Origin of the sequence: Aquibacillus saliphilus (genome assembly GCF_020404745.1) — a bacterium.
GTDB classification, from domain to species: domain Bacteria; phylum Bacillota; class Bacilli; order Bacillales; family Amphibacillaceae; genus Aquibacillus; species Aquibacillus saliphilus.
Genome location: NZ_JAIZAP010000008.1, coordinates 130,122 through 152,287, shown reverse-complemented (window position 1 = coordinate 152,287; position 22,166 = coordinate 130,122). Strand labels below are relative to the sequence as shown.

Below are 22,166 nucleotides of genomic sequence, written 5' to 3'. Positions count from 1 at the left end.
AACATTTATGTACTTTACCATAAGCAACTAATATAATCAAGAAATTAGTACTATTTAATAATTATTATAATCTATGGAGGAACAAATGAAAAGACAAAATGCTTTTATTGGGTATCTATTAATAGGAATTGGCGCCTTTTTCCTATTAAGGCAACTCCGTTTTCCGATTCTGACTGATTTCTATTCATGGCCAACTCTGTTAATTATTATTGGAATTGCTTTCTTACTCCATAGTTATATTTCCAAAGATTACAAAAAATTATTCCCTGGAACGATTATTCTTGGTATCGGGATACACTTCCATGGTTTAAACCACTATTCTTTTTGGATTGATCATTGGGGAATTTACACTTTAATTATAGCAATTGCATTTTTTATTCGATTTCAAAAAACTAAAACAGGTTTATTCCCTGGCTTAGTGTTGTTATTAATATCAATCTTTGCCATATTTGCCTCAGATAAACCCAGTTGGTTTTATTGGATTGATCATGTCATCTTAACAATCATTGATTTTTGGCCGGTAGCATTAATTATAGTTGGTGGTTATCTTCTATTCAAAAAAAAGTAGCAATCACAAAAAATGTGGTTGCTACTTTTTTAACTAACTTTACAGTACTCTTTAAGAACTACTGGTTAATAAAGTGTTCAATAGCTCTCCATGCTTCTTCTTTTCCTTCTGCGGTTTCAGAAGAGAACGGAATAACTACGTCACCTTCCTCTATATCCAATATTTTCTTAGTACGTCTCCAGTGACTCTCCCGCTTATTTTTAGCAACCTTATCTAACTTGGTAGCGATTATTATAACAGGCAAGTCATAGTGTTTAAAAAAGTTATACATGGTAATATCATCAGATGTTGGCTCATGACGAATATCTACAATTAGCGCTGCGGCTTTAAGATTTTTACGTTCAATAAAGTATTCCTCAAGCATCTTTCCCCATGCTTCTCGTTCTGTTTTTGATACTTTAGCATATCCATAGCCTGGTACATCAACAAAATAAAAAATATCATTAATTTTATAGAAATTTAATGTTTGTGTTTTTCCAGGCTTTGAAGAAGTTCTAGCAAGGCTTTTCCTATTTATCATCTTATTAATAAAAGACGATTTACCCACATTTGATCTGCCAGCAAGCGCAATTTCAGGCAATAAAGGATCATTAGGATACTGTTTTTGTGAAACCGCACTGATAATTATTTCTGCTTTAGTTACTTTCATGTTTCTCCCCCGTTAATGCATGCTCCAACACTTGGTCTAAATGTTGTACTGTTATAAAAGTTAAGTCATTTCTTACACTCTCTGGTATATCCTCCAAGTCCTTTTCATTATCTGCAGGTATAATTATCTTAGTAATTCCTGCACGATGTGCACTTAGCGATTTCTCTTTTAATCCACCAATAGGTAGAACTCTACCACGTAGTGTCATTTCACCTGTCATCCCAACTTCTTTTTTAACAGGACGTCCTGTTAAAGCAGAAACAAGAGCAGTTGCCATCGTTATGCCAGCTGATGGCCCATCTTTAGGTGTGGCTCCTTCAGGAACATGAATGTGAATATCATTCTTCTCGTGAAATTCCGGATCAATATTCAGCTCATTTGCACGAGAACGAATATAACTAAATGCTGCTTGAGCAGACTCTTTCATTACGTCACCTAGCTGACCAGTTAAGGTTAGTTTCCCTTTACCAGGAGATAAACTTACCTCTATTGAGAGGGTATCTCCACCAGCAGTTGTATAGGCGAGCCCTGTAGCAGCACCTACTTGATCTACTTCCTCCATCATTCCATAACGGAATATTGGTTTACCTAGCATACTTTCCAACTGTTTTTCGGTAATTATTACCCGTTTCTTATTTTCTGAAATAATTATTTTTGCTGCTTTACGACAAAGCGATGCTAGCTGTCGTTCTAATCCCCGGACACCTGCTTCTCTTGTGTACATTCTAATCAATTTAAGCAAGGCTTCATCTCGCAACTGTAATTGTCCTTTGCTTAATCCATTTTCTTTTGTTTGTTTTGTTAGCAAATGATCTTTCGCAATGTGTAATTTTTCTACTTCTGTATAACCAGGAATTGAGATAACTTCCATCCGGTCTAATAGTGGTGCAGGGATAGAACCAAGGTTGTTAGCAGTTGCAATGAACATTACTTTCGAGAGGTCATAAGTTTCTTCAATAAAATGGTCACTGAATGTACTATTTTGTTCTGGATCGAGTACTTCTAACATGGCTGATGAGGGATCACCCCGAAAATCGCTAGCCATTTTATCTATTTCATCCATTAAAAAAACAGGATTAATTGTCTCTGCTTTTTTCATTCCCTGAACAATTCTACCTGGCATCGCACCAACATAAGTTCTTCGGTGACCTCTTATTTCTGCTTCATCTCTAACTCCACCTAGAGAAATCCGCACGAAATTTCTATTTATTGCCCGGGCAATAGATTTTGCTAACGATGTTTTTCCGACACCCGGAGGACCTACAAGACAAAGAATAGGGCCTTTTAGAGATTGTGTTAATTGTTGTACGGCAAGATATTCAAGCACTCTTTCTTTTACCTTTTCCAAACCATAATGATCCTCATCAAGCGTTTTTTCTGCATGAATTATATTTAAGTTATCTTCGGTTTCTTTCGTCCACGGTAAGGATAATAACCAGTCAATGTAGTTCCTGATTACAGAGCTTTCTGCAGAACTTTGTGGTACTTTTTCATATCGATCTAGTTCCTTATTAACAACTTTTACAATTCGCTCTGGCAAGTCAGACTTTTCTAATCTTTCTTTTAGTTGAGCAACCTCGCCGTTCTTACCATCTTTGTCTCCTAATTCCTTTTGAATTGCCTTCATCTGCTCTCTCAAATAATATTCTTTTTGAGTTTTTTCCATCGATTTCTTTACGTGCATACCTATTTTTTTCTCTAAATTTAAAACTTCTCTTTCATTGCTAATAAAGTTAATTAATTGTTGGAGACGCTTTTTTATGTCTTCTGTTTCTAATAATTCTTGCTTGTCCTTCATCTTTAGTGACAAGTGAGATGTAATGATATCTCCAAGTCGACCCGGCTCATCAATGTCTGATACAGTAGCAAGCGTTTCTTTACTTATCTTCTTAGATACCTTTATGTATTGTTCGAATTGTTCTAAGAGAGATCTCATTAGTGCAGCTTCTTCATTTTTGTTTCCATGAACTTCTTTAAATTCCTGTACTTCTACAATGAATTGATCCTTCTCTTCAATGAACTGGATAACTTCAGCTCGGTATTTACCTTCTACAAGAACCCTAATTGTACCATTAGGTAACTTTAACATTTGTTTCACTTTTGCCATCGTACCAATTCTGTATATATCCTTTGCTTCTGGCTCATCAACAGAACTTTCTTTTTGTGCTGCTAAAAAGATGTTATTATCGTCCATCATTGCTCTCTCTAGAGCATTTACTGATTTATCACGACCAACATCTAAGTGTAACACCATTGATGGAAATACTAATATACCTCTTAGTGGAAGGAGGGGAATTTGTATTTTGTTTGTTTCAGCCATTTGTTGCACCTCCGTTTGTTAAACACATAAAATTTCGCTAGATAAATCAATTTCATAATACCTATTTGCCGCCATCAGGATACAACATATAATTGGATCAAACCTTTTCCAACTATATGTTGTTAGGATATGGCTTAGTATTGTAATTATGAAATTGACTCATATAAAAAGTTAAATATAAGAGTCTTATCTCCTTGAGTTTAATGAAAACTATATCCTTTGTAAATCTAAACGCGTCTTAAATTGATTTTGTAGAAGATTCAACTTGAAATTCATCAACATTTTTTATTGACTCAGAATTATCTAGAACTAATAACAGCGCTTCCCGAAATGTTTCAACAGGATAGATCTCGATGTCACTTATTTTATCACACATAGCCTGATAATTAGCCTTTGGGATAATTACCCGCTTCGCTCCGGCTTGTTTTGCAGCACGAATCTTAGTCAAAACTCCCCCGATAGGCTTAACTTCTCCATGTAAACTTATTTCGCCAGTCATTGCAGTATCATAGCGAATAGGTGTTTTATGAATACTTGAATAGATTCCAACCGCCATCGCTAATCCGGCTGAGGGTCCATCAACAGGAATACCTCCTGGAAAATTCACATGCACATCATATTCATGAGCTGGTACTCCGAGCGAACGTAAAAGTGTAATTACGTTTTCAATTGATCCCTTTGCCATACTCTTTCTTTTAATTGATTTTGACTGATTTCCAATCGTCTCTTCCTCAGCTATACCAGTTATAGTAATTTCTCCATTATTGATTGCTGGTAGAATCATGAATTCTATCTCGAGTAAAAAACCGGTGCTAGGTCCATTAACAGCAAGTCCATTAACTTTACCAATTCTGCTTTTTTTCGTAATAGATGGTTTTAATCTAGGTGTTAATCGACTAGAATCTACAACCCACTCAATGTCTGCTTGAGAAATCATTTCTCTATTATCCTGTTTCGTTATACTTGCAGCAATTTGAATCATATTAACTGCTTCTCTTCCATTACGAGCGTATGTTGATAAAATTTCTAATGCTTTACCTTCAATGTTACTATTTACTTTTTGACTAGCTCTAGTCGCAACTTCAATAATTTCTTCTGGTTCCAATTCCCTAAAAAATACTTCTAAACACCTAGAACGAATTGCTGGAGGAATTTCATCGGGTAGTCTTGTTGTTGCTCCGATCATTCGAAAATCCGCTGGTAATCCATTCTTGAATATTTGATGAATATGTAAAGGAATATTTTTATTTTCTTCACTATAATAAGCACTTTCATAAAGTACTTTTCGGTCTTCTAGAACTTTAAGTAGTTTGTTCATTTGAATTGGGTGAAGTTCACCAATTTCGTCGATAAATAACACACCACCGTGTGCATTTGAAACGGCTCCTCGTTTTGGCTGCGGAATTCCCGCCTGTCCCATTGCACCTGCCCCTTGATAGATTGGATCGTGAACCGAGCCAATTAACGGATCTGCTACACCTCTTTCATCAAACCTTGCTGTTGTGGCATCTAGTTCAATAAATGGAGAAGCTATTTTAAAAGGCGAATTAGCATTTTTTTTGGCTTCCTCTAATACTAATCTTGCTGCAGCTGTTTTACCTATCCCAGGCGGTCCATATATAATGACATGTTGTGGATTAGAACTACATAGCGCTGCACGCAATGTTTGTATTCCATCTTCTTGACCGATGACTTCTACTAAGTTTCTGGGTCTAATCCGTTCAGATAATGGTTCAGATAGAGAAACCGAACGCATTCCCTTGAGTTTTTCCATTTCTTTCTGAGATTCTTTTTCAACGGCAGTCTTATTTGACCGTTGATTTCTTAGCAGATTCCAAAAGTAAAGACCTATTACTATTCCAAAGAATAGCTGAATAATTACAACAATACTAACGAGTTCCATGACGTACCTCCATACAACTATGATACGTGTTAGTATTTCCGCAAACTTACAGACTAAACCACAAAACTGTTGAACTCCTTAAATTTGGAACGAAATCTTCACTACCGTTTTTTTCTAAAGACTAGTCCTATTATAACGTTAATGTCGGTCTAATTCAGTAGATCTAATTTTTATCCATATAGAAATCCCTTGTTACAAATAACAAGGGATTTCTTTTTAAATATATATTAAATTTGTGTATTTAAAAATATTTACGCACTCTCTTTTGGTGATTCTTTATTCTCATCCTTCACTGTGCCATCAATTAATACTAGCTTTGGACGACCATTTTCAAGTAGTACAGTATCTTTTGTGATAATACATTTTTCAATATCATCACGGGAAGGAAGTTCAAACATAACATCCAACATAATACTTTCTATGATTGAACGTAAACCACGAGCACCAGTTTTTCTTTCGATAGCTCTTTTAGCAATTTCAACTAATGCTTCTTCTTCAAATTCCAATTCTACATTGTCAATTTGGAAAAGCTTTTCATATTGCTTCACAAGTGCGTTTTTTGGCTTCGTTAAAATTTCAATTAGAGCCTCTTCATCCAATGGCTCAAGTGCACCAATTACTGGTAACCGTCCAATAAACTCTGGAATTAATCCAAAACGAAGCAAGTCTTCTGGCAATACCTTCGCAAGTAATTCACCTTTATCCATATCTTGATTTGATTCCTCTGAACCAAAACCAATTACTTTTTTACCTAAACGACGTTTAACAATCTGTTCAATACCATCAAAGGCACCACCACAAATAAATAATACATTCGTTGTATCTATTTGGATGAATTCTTGATGAGGATGTTTACGACCACCTTGTGGAGGTACACTTGCAACAGTTCCTTCAAGAATTTTCAGTAAGGCCTGCTGAACACCTTCACCGGATACATCGCGAGTGATTGATGGGTTCTCAGACTTTCTGGCTACTTTATCAATTTCGTCAATATAGATAATTCCTTTTTCGGCTTTTTCTACATCATAATCTGCTGATTGAATCAGTTTAAGAAGTATGTTCTCAACATCTTCACCAACATATCCTGCTTCTGTTAATGACGTAGCATCAGCAATTGCGAATGGAACATTTAGTATTCTTGCCAATGTCTGTGCTAGTAATGTTTTTCCACTACCAGTTGGTCCAAGCATTGCAATATTACTTTTCGATAATTCCACATCATCAGACGCTTTTGTAGAATTTATCCTTTTATAGTGATTGTAAACGGCAACTGACAAGTTTTTCTTCGCTTTTTCTTGGCCAATAACGTAATCATTTAGAATTTCACAAATCTCTTGTGGCTTTGGTATATCTTTGAATTCTACTTCCTCTTCATTACCCAGCTCTTCTTCTACAATTTCTGTACAAAGTTCAATACATTCATCACATATATATACACCCGGACCAGCAACTAATTTACGAACTTGATCTTGACTTTTTCCGCAGAACGAACATTTCAGCTGTCCTTTTTCTTCATTAAATTTATACATTTATTTCACCCCTCGAGTTATAAGTATTTATATGATATGAGAAAAATCATACGATTTTATCTTATTCTTTCTTTAGCTCATAATATCAGATTAGCAAAGGATTAAAAAGCAAAAAACCTTCACCACTCTAATTAAACGTCTATAGTGGAAGTGTTACCAACTGACCAAGACAATAAACTGATTTGCACATTTTTTTCTTATTAAAAAAGTAATTATATTCTAAGAACAATGTACACTTAATTATGTAATAAGTTAACGAAATGTCAAATGATATGTAATTTAAGTATATGTTTTATTTACGCATAGAAATGCTTACTATTATTTTTAGTTCGATTTTCAGTTAGCAGTGCATCGACAAACTTAATAAATCTTTTTTGTAGAGAAAACAAGGCACGAGTTATTCGCACCTTGTTTTATAGTATTCTATTTAGCTAGATATATGTTATTGCTTTACTATGCTATGTTCAACTAGTAAATCAATAGCTTTTTTAAACTTTAAATCTTCCTTAATTGCTCCAGTGTTTCCACCTAACATCTGAGTCAATTGAGCAACATCTGTTTGGTACATAGAAGCCATAGTTTCTAACTCTTTATTAACATCTTCATCTGTAACTTCTACATTCTCCTCTTGAACGATAGCTTCAAGAGTTAGATTAGTTTTCACTCGCTTACCAGCATCTTCTTTCATCTGTTCTTTTAATGCATCCTCATCTTGACCAGAGAATTGGAAATACATTTCCATTGTCATACCTTGTGATTGAAGTCTTTGTTCGAATTCTTTCAGCATACGATCTAATTCATTAGCTACCATTGCTTCTGGAATTTCAACTTCAGCATTGTCCGAAGCTTGAGTAATTAGAGACTCACGTTTTTGGTTATCCGCCTCATTAGCCTTTTGCTCTTCAAGACGCTCTCTAGTTTTCTTCTTCAGTTCATCAAGACTCTCGACTTCTTTATCGACATCTTTCGCGAACTCATCGTCAAGTTCTGGCAATTCTTTTGCTTTCACTTCATGGATTTTCACTTTAAAAGTAGCTTCTTTTCCAGCTAAACTCTCTTCATGATATTCTTCTGGGAAAGTAACTGATACTTCAGTATCTGCTCCAGTTTGTTTACCAACTAACTGCTCTTCAAAACCTGGGATAAATGATCCTGATCCGATTTCTAATTGATGATTTTCCGCTTTTCCGCCTTCGAAAGCTTCTCCATCAACAAATCCTTCAAAATCCATTACAACTGTATCCCCGTCTTCTACTGAACCTTCTTCTTTTACAACTAATTCAGCTTGATGCTCTTGTTGATGCTTCAACTCGTGGTCTACATCTTCATCAGTTACTACTGTTTCAACATCTTCAACTTCTAGTCCCTTGTAGTTACCAAGAGTTATCTCTGGTTTTACAGTTACTTTAGCAGTAAAGATTAATGCTTTACCTTTTTCGATTTGTTCGATGTCTACTTCAGGCTGATCAACAGGCTCAATTCCTGCTTCGTCAACAGCGCTTGTATATTCCTCTGGTAAAACGATGTCTACAGCGTCTTGATATAATGATTCTACACCAAAACGTTGTTCAAATAAGCCACGTGGCACTTTACCTTTACGGAATCCTGGTAGTTGCACATCTTTTACTACCTTTTTAAAAGCCTGGTCAAGCGCTTTATCAAATTTCTCTACATCTACTTCTACAGTTAGAATTCCCTGATTACCTTCTTGTTTTTCCCATTTTGCTGACATATTTTTCCCTCCAGAATCTATAATTTCAATTATGCCGTTTTAACGTTCATTCGATTTATCTATATATCTACTTTGGCGGAACGTAAATTGCAACCACTTTATTATAACATAATCCTTAGTGCTTTCAACAATTTGGGAAAGCTTACGTTCACACTTACAATAACTTACATTTTCACTATAAAAATTATTCACCTATAATTTCAAAATACTTTTTCTCAGAATTTATTATCTCTAATAAAACGACATTTAATTTCTCTTCGTTTTCTACTTGTACAGTCTCATCCAACTGAAGATATTGATAACCTAATAGCTTTAATGCCTTTGATATATACACTAAATCGTTATCTGATGGCATCATAGGATATCTCACATATAGATAGCGATATAATAATTTCTTAATTAATTCAAAAAGAGATGGGTTATCTTGCTCTATGTCATGTAAATTCTCTAGTATTTGAATTGTCGTCTTATGAGAATTTATAGTACTTAACTGCTCTGGTATAAAAATTTGCGTACATTCAAACTTACTTACTGAAACTTGTTGATTTATTTTTTGTTCTTGAAGCCATTCAATTACTGCTGTTTTCACTAACGGGTTAATTTCATCTGTTATGAGCAATTTCTTTAAATATTCAAGATGCGAATTTACCGTTACTGCTCGACTTTTATTTAGTATTCTCCACTGCTGAACAGGATCTTTTTTGTTTACTGCTGTTTTTAGTTGATTTATATAATATGTAGCTTTCTCTTCGTTGTTATCAATCTTTAGTTTCTTGCTAATTTCATAGAGCTGCCAAAGTTGGGATTGTAATGGACTTGGAATATCTCCTTTCAAGAAAACCTCATCTAATTGCTCAATTAACTGATCATATTCACTTTGTTGAAATAATAACGTGCAATATATATGTATGTAATCAAAAAAGTATTGGTCATTTTTCCCAATCAGCTGTTGACATAAGTCTTCAGCATCGTCATAGTCACCAAGTTCCATTAAACAAATTAGTTTTCCCATCATGATTTCATGCTTATTTACATCATAGGAGATCAATTCGTTTAACTTTACTAAAGCGTCATCGTAGCGTTTTTCTTTCAATGCAATCATGCTTTCCTGTTCCAAAGTTGATTTCCATTTAGGAAACATTATTACATTATCATTTTTTTCATCCAATAGTTATCATCCCTAACAATCATATGTATTTTTCTTTATTAAAGCTTACCAAAAAAAGTAACATAATCAAAAAAGATGCTTCACGATTATGTATATATTACAAAAAAGGAATTCAACTTCAAAGCAGAAGTTGAATCCCTTTTCTATTCTGTATATGTCCCAGGCAGGATTCGAACCTGCGACCCACAGCTTAGAAGGCTGTTGCTCTATCCAACTGAGCTACTGGGACATGATAATAATAGTAATTTATACTGGAGTCTAAATTTTAAATATAATGGAGCGGGTGAAGGGAATTGAACCCTCGACATCAGCTTGGAAGGCTGAGGTTTTACCACTAAACTACACCCGCATTTTGTTAGTTATTATTCTTTTTTAAAATCATGTTCCTGCATCTTCTAGCCAATCTAAGATGTTCTTGCTTCGGAACAACTCGTAGACAATTCGGGAGAAGTATTGCTCGTGGCTGAGGTTTTACCACTAAACTACACCCGTATTTTGTTAGTTATTATTCTTAAGAGAACGTTAGATTTTGCCTAACAGACAAATATCATTATATTAATTCAATTGTCGTTTGTCAATAACTGTATAGAAAAAAACGTTTCTTGGTATAAGTTTTAGGCCTGCATTTACAGGCCTATACTTATCAACTAAAGAGTTGTCTCATATGTTAAATCCTCTAATAACTCACCTTCGATATCAAAAAATTCAACTAAGACATTATTTTTGGACTCCCAAGATAAAATTGCATAGGAACCTTCTTTTCTCACTCGAGGCAACCGAATACTTCCTGGATTAATAAATAATTGTTTTCCAACCCGCTCCGCACCAGCGATATGAGTATGTCCAAAACAAATCACTTGTGCTTCTAATTCTTCTGCTCGATAAGATAAAGGAGCTAATGTAGATTTCACTTGAAATAAATGCCCATGAGTTACAAAAAATCTTAAGTCAGTGACCGCAAAATCAACTTCATCCAAAAACCGTGCATCCATGTCACAGTTTCCTGCAACCTTCATAAATTGATTTAGCTCGTCGGAATCCATTTCCAATTCAGAATCCCCACAATGGATCATCTGTTCTACGTCGTTAATGTGTCGTTGTTTAATTAGATTTACCTCTTCTGTTAAACCATGACTATCACTTACTATTAAAACTTTCGGCATATTATCTCCTCTCCGATTTTGTGTTTAGCCAATTTTCTAATTTTGTCATAGCGTTTTTTCTATGGCTAATCTCATTTTTTTGTTCATGAGTCATTTGTGCCATTGTACGTGAAAAACCGACTGGATAGAAAATAGGATCATATCCGAACCCATTTTCTCCTTGGGGGGATTCACTTATGATACCTTCACATGTACCTCTTTTAAAAATAGTTGATTTATTTGGTTGAGCTAGAGCTAAAACACATACAAATCTTGCTGTTCTATTTGAAAATGATTGGCCCTTCAGTTCATCTAGAACCTTATGTATATTTGCTTTATCATCTTTATTTTCACCAGCATATCTTGCTGAGTAGACACCTGGATTTCCATTTAAAAGATCAATTTCCAATCCTGAATCATCAGCAAGGACAGGTAAATTAAACTGTTTAACAATAGTTTCTGCTTTGATCGCTGCATTTTCTTCGAATGTAGAACCGGTTTCCTCTATGTCATTACTGTAGTCTAAATCAAGAAGTGAAACAACCTCTATTCCAAATTTCTTGAACAGTTGATTAAAATCATTTATTTTCCCCTTATTTTTGGTAGCAATAATTAATTTTTCCATGTTTTTCCCTCAATTATCTCATTTTTTAGATACTATTTTATCTGCCAATTCACCAACAGCCTCTTTTTGCAATTCAAAAATTTCCTTCAATCCATTGTTCGCAAGTCCAAGCATTGTTTGTAGTTGGTCAAAACTAAAAGTTGCTTCTTCCCCGGTTCCTTGAATTTCTACAAATTCACCTGAACCTGTCATTACTATATTCATATCAACAAGGGCCTTTGAGTCTTCTTCATATTGTAAGTCTAAAATTTCTGTTCCATCTGGTAGAACCCCTACTGATGTTGCCCCAAGAAAGTCTGTTATTGGCATTTCCTTGATTGCTTTTTTTTCTAATAGTGTTCCGAATGCTAGTACTACTGCTACAAATGCTCCAGTAATAGAGGCTGTTCTAGTACCTCCATCAGCTTGAATTACATCACAATCAACCCAAATAGTACGTTCTCCTATTTTTTCAAGATTGACTACAGCTCGCAGGGCACGTCCAATTAACCTTTGAATTTCCATTGTTCTTCCTGACACTTTACCTTTGGATGATTCACGAATGTTTCTCTGTTCTGTTGCTCTAGGAAGCATCGAATATTCAGCTGTAATCCATCCCTTACCTTGTCCACGCATAAAAGGAGGCACACGATCTTCAATAGTTGCATTACAAATAACTTTTGTTTCACCGACAGAAATCAACACAGAACCTTCTGGGTGCTTAGTATATCCTGTCTCAATTTTTATAGGTCTTAACTGATCTATTTTTCGTTCGTTTCTTCTCAATTCAATTTTCCTCCTCTATATACTCACTAATTCTGATATTCCTAAAATCAACCAATTCTCCTTCAGAATTAGGACTAGTAACTTGCCGTATTTCCTTTCGTCAAGAACCAAGGTTCCTACGCTATTATCCTAACATATTTTCACCTAATTATATAAGTTCATACTACTTCCTAGCTTTATATATCACTTCGAGATTAAACATCAAAATCATATTAAATCTATAGATTAAAATTCAAGTATCTCGTTCAACACAATCGGACGGATTGTCTCTTGTGATTATTTTCATTGAAGGATATATATAGTTCTTTGAATATTATCCTATTATAAAAAAATACCACAGAACAACGCTTCTGTGGAGATGAAATTTATGCTTTCTTACATTGTCGAAAAAAGAAGCTGGCAATAAACCAGCTCCCAAAAAGATAATTATAAGCTTCCGGTTGGAACGAATGTATCCCTTGTAACAGGTTCTGAGTACGGAACCCCACTTTCATTGAATACTTGAGTCATATTTTCAACACCAACACTGACACCGTCCACTCCTGGCTGTTCAGTCAGTGTTAAAACTAACGTTTCCATTACTTCGTCTGAAATCGATCCATCCTCTACATTGTTTAATATATTCTCATTAAATTTTAGCGTTAGTATTCCATCTTTATATTTTGGATCTTCTATTAAACTTGCACCAAGATTAAAAACATTGAGTAAATCAAGTTCATAAGATGGACCTTCAATCAAGGCTTGTACAATTGATTGATACATGTCATCGTTTTCGTTTTCAATGTGTTGAGTTACTGGAACATGATAATAGTTTTCATTGTGTTGAGCGGGATAGTAAAGCGTCACCGCTTCACTATCCATTAAGTCTATTGTATCTCCACTATAGATATTAATTCCGTTTGCACGTGAATACCCCTCAGAAATAGGTGTTCCGCTTACAGGCATCTCTTTTTGTTCATAACCATTAATCCAAAGATTAATTTTTTCTACATTATCAAATTGTGTAAGTGTATAAGTCATAGCTTGGATTATTTTCTGCTCATCTTCTGGTCGATATTCAGCAAATTCGTTTGATACATCCACAACTAGTGTACCGTCTTCTTTTAAGTTTAGACCTATTATCTGAGTCCCAGTCGGTAGCACTGCTTCAAATCCATTTGGTAAGAACTCAGTAACTGGACCACCTTTTACTAAGTATTCAAGGGCCTGTGTTGCAACTGACTCCGTCTTCGGTAGCTCGATAGTTTGTGGTACAACCATGCCATTTGAGTCTAGCAAGTATAATTGCCTTTGTACTGTTTCTACTCCTTCAGATTCCTGTGGTTCTTCAATCTCTGTTTCTTCTGCTTCCTCACCGTCTTCCCCATCTTCAGTAATTTCATCAAGATTATCTGTATAACTTGCTTCTTCAGGAGGAGAATCTATCTCCTCTAACGTTTGTTCTCCTTGAAATACACCACAACCAGTTAATAATATAAGTGTTAGACTGATTACGCCAATAAAAATCGATATTGATTGTTTCCTCATGCTTTTCCCTCCTACGATGGTTTGTACTACTATATATACGAGCCTAAAATAAAAATAGACCTCGCTGATTAAATTTTTTACTAATCATTGCAAATTCTATAAGCTTCAATAATAAAAAAATAAGCGAGTAGATAATTACCTACTCGCTTATTTTCAGTTTTATATTTTAGTTACTGCTTATTACTGCATTTTCAACTATTTTAATAGGTTGATTTAACCAATTATTAGCAATCCGTTGAAAAACATCTAAGCGTCCCGTTGTAAAAAATTGGTGCTCGGGGATGCGATTACCATTAAAAAGTTTTTTATTATATCCCATTATCGTACTAACTTCCCGAGCTGTCTCTTCTCCGGATGAAATAACATTAACATGATCACCAATCACTTCTTGGATAATGTCACGTATTAATGGATAATGAGTACACCCTAGAATTAAGGTGTCAATATGATTTTTTTCCTTTAGAGGTTTCAATGTCTCAGAAACAACCTTATAAGCATCTGGACCAAAAAGAATACCATCTTCAACCATTGGCACAAAGCGTGGACATGCTAAGTCATTTACACGAATAGTAGAATTAATAGCTTTTAATGCTTGTGGATATGCGTTACTGTTAATTGTACCTTCCGTACCAATTACTCCAATTCTCATATTTTGAGACATTTTGATTGCGGCTCTAGCTCCAGGCTGAATAACACCTATTACCGGTATTGTAAGTTCTGTTCTTAGTTGCTCTAGGGTAAACGCAGTGGCTGTATTGCATGCTATTACTAATATCTTGATGTTTTTCTTTAGTAAAAAGTTAACCATTTCCCAAGTGTATTTAATAACTTCTTCCTTTGGTCTAGGTCCATAAGGACATCTTAATGTATCGCCAAGATAGATAAGTTGTTCCTTTGGAAGCTGCCGCATGAGTTCACTTGCTACTGTTAAACCGCCTACTCCGGAGTCAATAACTCCTATTGGTTGATCCACTTTTATCCCCTCTATCTTGATGTTTATTTATTCTCGACTTTTTTCATATTATCATGCAATAAGCTTAAAATGGAGTTGAGTGAATCCACTTTTTCCACTGGTACATTTTCTAAAACTTCTCCAAGATAATCTTGTCTCTTTTCAATAACCTCATTAATGATAGATGTACCCTTTTCCAGCAGGTGTATTCTTACCACACGCCGATCATTCAGATCGCGTATTCTTTCAACTAGTTCTCTTTTCTCCATACGATCAATTAGGTCGGTAGTAGTACTAAAAGCTAGATTTATTTTATTGGAAAGTTCACCAATAGTTAAGTCTCCGTCTTCTAACAACCACTGTAAAGCAATAAACTGCGGAGGAGTGATTGGGTAATTATTTAAAATTTCTCTACCCTTTTTTTTAATTAGCCCAGAAATATATCTTAACTCTTTTTCCACTTCAGCAATTGTCGAAATAGGCGTTGTATTTTGCACAGAATTCCCCTCCTTGAACAATCTTAATAACTAGTTGTCATTTTCAGTATTTGGTTCATCTATATTTTTTTGCAACATTTTTTCAAGCTCATTTACTTTGTTCTTAATCACCATAATGTATAGAATATCACCCACATCAATAATTGTTTGACCATGAGGTGTGATAACATCACCTTTTCGTATTATAGCATTTATCAATGCCTTTTTAGGGAAATTTAACTCTTCAAGTTTTTCGCCTACAATTTTGTTGTTTTCTAATACTTCATATTCAATTATTTCCACGTTTGTTTTGCCGGCCGAATTCAGCTCCAATGTGTGCATGGGAGCTGTTTTCTTTGGACCCACTAGCCCAAACTTACGAGCAATCAATGATATAGTCGAACCCTGAATCAAAGTGGAAGTAATTACAACGAAAAATACCGCATTAAAAAACACCTGACTATTTTCCACTTCAGCCAATAAGGGGAATAAAGCTAATACGATTGGTACAGCTCCCCTTAAACCCGCCCAGGATAGAAATAATTTTTCTTTGTTATTGAAGGGAAATTTAAACAATGATATAAAGGTTGCTACAGGTCTAGCAAGAAATATTAACACAATAGAAAGCAATAATCCTTTAAGTAAAATATCGAAGGAAAACAAACTTGATGGAAATACAAACAAACCTAGAATGATAAACATTAATATTTGTACCATCCAAGCAAATCCTTCGTTAAACCTTAAGATAGACTGACGGTAGGTTAAATCTAAATTCCCTACAACTAGAGCTGTAATATAAACAGCTAGCAAACCACTTGCACTCGCAAATGAAGTGATACTATAGGCAAGAAAGGCAAAGGAAAGTGCAAATAAGGGATATAGCCCACTTGATTCAAGATTTATACGGTTAATAGACTTACTTGCAACATGTCCAATTATAAGTCCTAATAGTGCTCCAACTCCCATTTGCCAAAAAAAGGAACCAAAAAGATACCATATATTGGCTTCGTGATTTAACGTTAATAATTCGATGAAAGATACCGTTAAAAATACAGCCATTGGATCATTAGTCCCAGATTCCGCCTCTAAAGTAGCTTCAATTTTCATGTTAATGTTTTTTCCTTTTAGGACAGCAAAGACCGCAGCAGCATCAGTTGAACCAACTATCGATCCTATTAAGAAGGCTTCTAACCAAGTAAAACCAAAAATATATTTAGCGAAAACAGCTACGATGATAGCAGTTATTAACACCCCAATCGTAGCGAGGGATACAGCCGGTGCCATTACTGGACGAATGGTACTCCATTTGGTCTGTAAACCACCCTCAAATAAAATAACTACTAATGAGAAAATCCCTATCATTTGTGCTACCTTGGCGTTATCAAAGTAAATAATGTTTAAACCATCGCTTCCAACTACCATTCCCACTCCAATAAATAAAACTAAGGATGGTACACCAAGCCGTGATGAAAATTTTGTAACTAATACACTTACGATTAATAAGAGTGCTATTAATACGATAAATTGATTGGATGTGATTAATTCTTGTTCCATTCAATCCTCCTAGTGTTTTAATGATTCGTTCGTTGACATATCATAATTATTACCCTATCCCGATTATATTAAATCAATTTTTCCCCTTGATACTTTATACTTTTTCTATCTTATTTGAAAGATATTTTTATTTAATTTGTTTAAAAAATCATAAAAACCGACTTTCCAAAACAGAAAGTCGGTTCTTTTTAGAGCTTGAGTTCCCCCATACGAAGGAGCTCTACTACAGCCTGTGAACGCCCCTTAACTCCTAATTTTTGCATAGCATTAGAAATGTGGTTACGAACTGTCTTTTGTGATATAAACAATTCCTGGGCTATATCTTTTGTTGTTTTGTCCTGTACTAAAAGCTCAAACACTTCTTTTTCACGTTTTGTTAATAGTTGCTTCGGCTTGTAGTCATTATCCTTCAAGTGTTAACCCCTCCTTGCTATCTTTAGAGCCATTTTGAAGGGTATTTATTTAGTCAAGTTATTCTATGTCAAATTGAAGTAATTCGTGCCATGATTATGCGGAATTTTTAGAAGTAGTTAAAATAGGAAAATAAAGTGAAAACGATGGTAAATGCTCTATTGACCATACTATTCTATTTACAATTAGTTGATACTCGTAAACATAAATTGAAAGACAATTAGAAAGTTAAGAACAGTTCAATTTATAACTCTAAAAGCGTCCCTTTTATAAAGATTGAAGTTCTTTTTTGATAGCATCGGTAAAGGGTACTGGCTTTCCAGTAGTAGGGTTAATTTGCACCATCCTACCTCTTGCAGTTAAACACACTTCATCATTGTCATTAACAGCTAGATAATGAATGTCAAATGAAGTCCTACCAACCTGATTTACTTTTACATAAATACGAAGTTGATCCTCAAAGTATATTTGGTTTATATAATCACATTGTAAATCGGCAACAATCGGAATCGTATCAACAGTAGATTTAATTTGAAATAATCCAATTTTTTTTAATAGTTCAATTCTCGCCTGCTCAAAATACATGAAAACAAATACATTGTTTACATGTCCAAACATATCTGTTTCTGCAAATCTAACCTTAATTGGTATATGAAATGAAAATTCTTCCCTCCACTTATTAAAATCCTCAATATAACTTATCGTTTTCATTTATAATAACCACCTTTAAGTATAGAGATATAATATAAATTAACATTATTTACACTGAATTATGAAAGAGCCTTCACCACTAGTGGTGAAGGCTCCTGTAAGTCACTTATTGATAAAATAAAAATTTATTAGTATGCGTGATCACTACCAAAGAAATTCTTAAATGACTGTAAGTTGGTATCACGATTCATAGCAGCAATAGAAGTTGTTAATGGTATTCCTTTTGGACAAACTTGGACACAGTTTTGTGAATTACCACAACCTGAAATACCACCGTCCTCCATTAAAGCTTCTAGACGCTCACCTGCGTTCATTTCACCTGTTGGGTGCGCATTAAATAGACGAACTTGAGATAGTGCTGCAGGTCCAATAAAATCAGAATTGTCATTTACATTTGGACAAGCTTCTAAGCACACTCCACAAGTCATACATTTCGAAAGCTCATATGCCCATTGACGTTTCTTCTCTGGCATACGAGGTCCTGGCCCAAGATCGTGCGTGCCATCGATTGGTATCCATGCTTTTACTTTCTTTAAAGAATCAAACATTCTGCTTCTATCTACTGCTAAATCTCTCATTACCGGAAAAGTTGCCATAGGTTCTAATCGAATCGGCTGTTCCAATTTATCAACTAGAGTTGAACAGGCTTGTCTAGGTGTTCCATTTATTATCATGGAACAAGCTCCGCAGACCTCTTCAAGACAATTTGATTCCCAATTAACAGGCGTTGTTTTTTCCCCTTTAGCATTATAGGGATTCCTTTGTGTTTCCATTAAAGCAGAGATAATATTCATATTTTCTCTGTAACGGACTTCAAATGTCTCCTCATAAGGAGACGTATCTGGGCTATCTTGACGGGTAATTACTAAAGTAATCGTTTTCTCAGCCATCTGTTTCCATCCCCCTTATTACTTCTTCTTACTATAATCGCGTTTTCTCGGCTCAATAAGCGAAACATCTACATCTACATATGTAAATGTCGGTGCATTTTTTTCTTTATCGAACTGGGCTTTTGTTGTCTTTAGCCATTCTTCATCATTACGTTCAGGGAATTCTGGTTTGTAATGGGCTCCGCGACTTTCATTACGATTTAAAGCTCCAATCGTTATAACACGTGCTAAGTGAAGCATATTTTTCAATTGACGGGTAAACATTACACCTTGATTACTCCAACGGGATGTGTCATTGATATTGATTTTTTCCCATCTTTTAAGCAATTCCTGGATTTGTTCATCCGTTTTTTTGAGTTTTGTATTATCACGAACAACCGTAACATTATCTGTCATCAATTCACCTAACTCTTTGTGAATCTGATAAGCATTTTCTGTACCATCCATGTTCATCAATTGTTCAAAATAATCCTGTTCTTCTTTTAACTTATTATCATAGAGTTCTGAAGACATGTCATCTGCTGTCTTTTCCAGCTCATTAACATACTTTATTGCATTTGGACCTGCTACCATTCCACCATAAATGGAAGATAATAATGAATTTGCTCCTAAACGATTAGCTCCATGCTGACTAAAATCACACTCACCAGCTGCAAATATACCAGGGATATTCGTCATTTGATCATAGTCAACCCATAGGCCACCCATTGAATAATGAACAGCAGGGAATATTTTCATTGGAACTTTACGTGGATCCTCGCCTACGAACTTCTCATAGATCTCGATAATACCGCCAAGCTTTACATCCAATTCTTTTGAATCTTTATGAGATAAATCCAAATAAACCATGTTTTCGCCATTAATTCCTAGCTTCTGGTTTACACACACATCAAATATTTCTCTAGTTGCAATATCACGAGGAACTAGATTACCATAAGCTGGATATTTCTCTTCAAGAAAATACCAAGGTTCACCATCTTTATATGTCCACAAACGTCCACCTTCACCACGAGCTGATTCACTCATTAGCCTCAGTTTATCATCACCAGGGATTGCAGTTGGATGAATTTGAATAAATTCACCATTCGCGTAGATTCCGCCTTGTAAGTATAATGCTGCTGCTGCAGAGCCTGTATTTATAACTGAATTAGTGGATTTACCAAAGATAATTCCAGGTCCACCAGTAGCCAAAATGACTGCATCCGCTTGGAATACTTTCAAATCATGAGATTGGATATTTTGAGCGACAATTCCTCGACCAGTACCTTCATCGTCAATAACTGCAGATACAAATTCCCAACCTTCGTACTTCGTAACAAGCCCTTCTACTTCAAAGCGCCTCACCTGTTCATCTAAAGCATATAATAACTGCTGTCCGGTTGTTGCACCGGCATATGCTGTTCTATGGTGTTGAGTACCACCAAAACGACGAAAATCAAGCAATCCTTCTGATGTACGGTTAAACATAACTCCCATACGATCCAGCATATGAATGATTCCTGGTGCAGCATCACACATTGCTTTTACTGGAGGTTGATTAGCTAGAAAGTCCCCTCCATATACCGAATCATCAAAATGTTCCCATGTGGAATCTCCTTCTCCCTTTGTATTAACTGCACCGTTTATGCCACCTTGAGCACAAACTGAGTGGGAGCGTTTTACAGGTACAATTGATAATAGGTCAACGTGAACGCCTTTTTCTGCCGCTTTAATGGTTGCCATTAGGCCAGCAAGTCCGCCGCCCACTACAACAATATTGCGATTACTCATTCTTAGTTCACTCCCCTAGTTTTACTGTCTATTAATTTATATGCCATACGCGAATTTAATTAACGATCTTACACCGATATAAGTTACTGCGATAAAAACGAAAAGTGTAGCGTATGTTGCAATTTTCTGAGATTTTGGTGTAACAGTAATGCCCCAAGACACAAGAAAACTCCATAGTCCGTTGGCAAAATGAAATGTTGTTGACACGACACCTACTATGTAAAACCAGAACATAAATGTACTAGATAGGATGCCTTCCATTAAGCTGTAATCAAGTTCTGCATTACCCAGTCCAATAGCAACTCTAGTTTCCCATACGTGCCATACAATAAAGATTAATGTTATAATTCCTGTTATTCTTTGGATATAGAACATCCAATTCCTAAAGAAACCATAGCGTCTTGTATTATTTCTAGCTACAAAAACAATATAGACTCCTAGAATAGCGTGGAATAAAATGGGAAGAAAAATAATAAAAGTCTCTAGCAAAATTCGAAATGGTAAATCATGCATAAATCCTGCTGCCTTGTTAAAGCTTTCTTCTCCGTACACAGCAAAGTGATTAACCACTAAGTGCTGAATAAGGAAAATACCAATTGGAACAACCCCAAGTAGTGAATGTAACCTACGATAAAAAAACTCCCGATTCTCTGTCATGTGTACCCCCCTCAACATTAAACTTATTCTATTAGTACTGATAGAATATACATTTTTTCATACATAAAGCGCTTTATTTTCTGTTATTCGCTATTAACCGATTGCAAGGAAAAATGTATATTTTGTGACACAACTATTGTACTTCTATCGAGTGTAAGCGTCAAGAAAACTACTTGCCTTATTGTGCCAACTAAAAGACAAAATCCAATACAAAGGTGACTTGCAAACTATTAAATTTCGGGTGATAATAATCTATAGAAGGGAAAGTGAATTAGATGGAAATTAATCAAAAAAATACAAATGAACTTTTAAATCATATACATACATCTGGTTCCGGCTATGATCTACTTCGTTATGTTTGCTTACCTGATTTATTGGGAAGGGATGCAAATTCAATACTTTATGTAATGGGGAAAAATCTTGCTAGGAATGTCAAAGTACAAACTATTGATGATTTAAAAAATTTTTTCGTTAAAACTGGCTGGGGGAATTTAATCCTATTAAAAGAAAAAAGACGAGAGCTTATCTTCGAATTAACTGGAGACGCTATATCCAAACGGAGCCAATTGGATATCACTATAGATTACCGTCTTGAGGCTGGTTTTTTAGCTGAATCAATTCAATTAATAAAGGATTGTCCGTGCGAATGTGTTGAGGAAAGTAATAAAAAGAAGCAACTAACTCAGTTTAATGTGATGTACACGAAATAATCAATAAATTCTACTATGATAGTTACGAGCAAGTTGGACTTATACTTTGATGACCACAGCGCAAAACCTTTCACAATTTCCTAGTTCAAACAACTAATCCCTCATAG

20 protein-coding genes and 2 tRNA genes are annotated in these 22,166 nt (G+C 35.1%); 2 read left to right on the top strand and 20 right to left on the bottom strand.

Annotated elements, in window-relative coordinates; all coding sequences use genetic code 11:
• Window positions 1-85 precede the first annotated feature (85 nt).
• Window positions 86-568 (top strand): LiaI-LiaF-like domain-containing protein, encoded by a 483-nt coding sequence (locus LD272_RS10210; RefSeq protein ID WP_226036507.1) that lies wholly within the window; start codon window positions 86-88, stop codon window positions 566-568.
• A 58-nt stretch (window positions 569-626) separates the two neighbouring features.
• Here LD272_RS10210 and yihA read toward each other — a convergent pair whose 3' ends face one another.
• The 20 genes from yihA to LD272_RS10110 form a co-directional block, all read right to left on the bottom strand.
• Window positions 627-1,217 carry a ribosome biogenesis GTP-binding protein YihA/YsxC gene (gene yihA, locus LD272_RS10205; RefSeq protein ID WP_226036506.1) on the bottom strand — a complete coding sequence of 197 codons (591 nt, stop codon included), beginning with the start codon at window positions 1,215-1,217 and terminating at the stop codon, window positions 627-629.
• Entirely contained in the window at window positions 1,204-3,537 is a 2,334-nt protein-coding gene (gene lon / locus LD272_RS10200) for an endopeptidase La (protein ID WP_226036505.1), read from the bottom strand. Before lon ends, yihA begins: the two co-directional genes overlap by 14 nt.
• 238 nt (window positions 3,538-3,775) lie before the next feature.
• The gene (lonB, locus tag LD272_RS10195; protein WP_226036504.1) at window positions 3,776-5,440 is read right to left on the bottom strand and encodes an ATP-dependent protease LonB; all 1,665 of its coding nucleotides are present in this window, start codon (window positions 5,438-5,440) and stop codon (window positions 3,776-3,778) included.
• A 251-nt stretch (window positions 5,441-5,691) separates the two neighbouring features.
• On the bottom strand, window positions 5,692-6,969 hold the full coding sequence (gene clpX / locus LD272_RS10190) for an ATP-dependent protease ATP-binding subunit ClpX (RefSeq protein ID WP_226036503.1): 1,278 nt from the start codon (window positions 6,967-6,969) through the stop codon (window positions 5,692-5,694).
• A 442-nt stretch (window positions 6,970-7,411) separates the two neighbouring features.
• Window positions 7,412-8,701 (bottom strand): trigger factor, encoded by a 1,290-nt coding sequence (gene tig / locus LD272_RS10185; RefSeq protein ID WP_226036502.1) that lies wholly within the window; start codon window positions 8,699-8,701, stop codon window positions 7,412-7,414.
• A 184-nt stretch (window positions 8,702-8,885) separates the two neighbouring features.
• A complete protein-coding gene (locus tag LD272_RS10180; RefSeq protein ID WP_226036501.1) occupies window positions 8,886-9,869 on the bottom strand; it encodes a tetratricopeptide repeat protein in 984 nt (327 codons plus the stop codon).
• Window positions 9,870-10,024: 155 nt separating this feature from the next.
• Window positions 10,025-10,098, bottom strand: a tRNA-Arg gene (locus tag LD272_RS10175).
• Between the two features lie 46 nt (window positions 10,099-10,144).
• Window positions 10,145-10,218, bottom strand: a tRNA-Gly gene (locus LD272_RS10170).
• A gap of 298 nt (window positions 10,219-10,516) precedes the next feature.
• Window positions 10,517-11,032 carry a metallophosphoesterase gene (locus LD272_RS10165; protein ID WP_226036500.1) on the bottom strand — a complete coding sequence of 172 codons (516 nt, stop codon included), beginning with the start codon at window positions 11,030-11,032 and terminating at the stop codon, window positions 10,517-10,519.
• Window position 11,033: 1 nt separating this feature from the next.
• Window positions 11,034-11,636: an XTP/dITP diphosphatase gene (locus LD272_RS10160; RefSeq protein WP_226036499.1), complete on the bottom strand. Its 603-nt coding sequence runs from the start codon at window positions 11,634-11,636 to the stop codon at window positions 11,034-11,036.
• A gap of 18 nt (window positions 11,637-11,654) precedes the next feature.
• A complete protein-coding gene (gene rph / locus LD272_RS10155) occupies window positions 11,655-12,401 on the bottom strand; it encodes a ribonuclease PH (protein ID WP_226036498.1) in 747 nt (248 codons plus the stop codon).
• Window positions 12,402-12,827: 426 nt separating this feature from the next.
• Window positions 12,828-13,928, bottom strand: coding sequence for a GerMN domain-containing protein (locus LD272_RS10150; protein ID WP_226036497.1), 1,101 nt, complete (start codon window positions 13,926-13,928; stop codon window positions 12,828-12,830).
• Window positions 13,929-14,094: 166 nt separating this feature from the next.
• A complete protein-coding gene (racE, locus tag LD272_RS10145) occupies window positions 14,095-14,901 on the bottom strand; it encodes a glutamate racemase (RefSeq protein WP_226036496.1) in 807 nt (268 codons plus the stop codon).
• Between the two features lie 23 nt (window positions 14,902-14,924).
• Window positions 14,925-15,377, bottom strand: coding sequence for a MarR family winged helix-turn-helix transcriptional regulator (locus LD272_RS10140; protein ID WP_226036495.1), 453 nt, complete (start codon window positions 15,375-15,377; stop codon window positions 14,925-14,927).
• A gap of 30 nt (window positions 15,378-15,407) precedes the next feature.
• Window positions 15,408-16,910: a potassium/proton antiporter gene (locus LD272_RS10135; protein WP_226036494.1), complete on the bottom strand. Its 1,503-nt coding sequence runs from the start codon at window positions 16,908-16,910 to the stop codon at window positions 15,408-15,410.
• A 188-nt stretch (window positions 16,911-17,098) separates the two neighbouring features.
• Window positions 17,099-17,323: a helix-turn-helix domain-containing protein gene (locus LD272_RS10130; RefSeq protein ID WP_226036493.1), complete on the bottom strand. Its 225-nt coding sequence runs from the start codon at window positions 17,321-17,323 to the stop codon at window positions 17,099-17,101.
• A 265-nt stretch (window positions 17,324-17,588) separates the two neighbouring features.
• Window positions 17,589-18,032: an acyl-CoA thioesterase gene (locus LD272_RS10125; RefSeq protein WP_226036492.1), complete on the bottom strand. Its 444-nt coding sequence runs from the start codon at window positions 18,030-18,032 to the stop codon at window positions 17,589-17,591.
• A gap of 128 nt (window positions 18,033-18,160) precedes the next feature.
• Window positions 18,161-18,922, bottom strand: a complete 762-nt coding sequence (gene sdhB, locus LD272_RS10120; protein WP_226036491.1) for a succinate dehydrogenase iron-sulfur subunit — start codon at window positions 18,920-18,922, stop codon at window positions 18,161-18,163.
• An 18-nt stretch (window positions 18,923-18,940) separates the two neighbouring features.
• Window positions 18,941-20,692, bottom strand: coding sequence for a succinate dehydrogenase flavoprotein subunit (gene sdhA, locus LD272_RS10115; RefSeq protein WP_226036490.1), 1,752 nt, complete (start codon window positions 20,690-20,692; stop codon window positions 18,941-18,943).
• 36 nt (window positions 20,693-20,728) lie between these two features.
• Window positions 20,729-21,349: a succinate dehydrogenase cytochrome b558 subunit gene (locus LD272_RS10110; protein WP_226036489.1), complete on the bottom strand. Its 621-nt coding sequence runs from the start codon at window positions 21,347-21,349 to the stop codon at window positions 20,729-20,731.
• 275 nt (window positions 21,350-21,624) lie between these two features.
• Between LD272_RS10110 and LD272_RS10105 the strand changes: the two genes are divergently transcribed.
• A complete protein-coding gene (locus LD272_RS10105; RefSeq protein ID WP_226036488.1) occupies window positions 21,625-22,059 on the top strand; it encodes a YslB family protein in 435 nt (144 codons plus the stop codon).
• The last annotated feature ends 107 nt before the right edge of the window (window positions 22,060-22,166 follow it).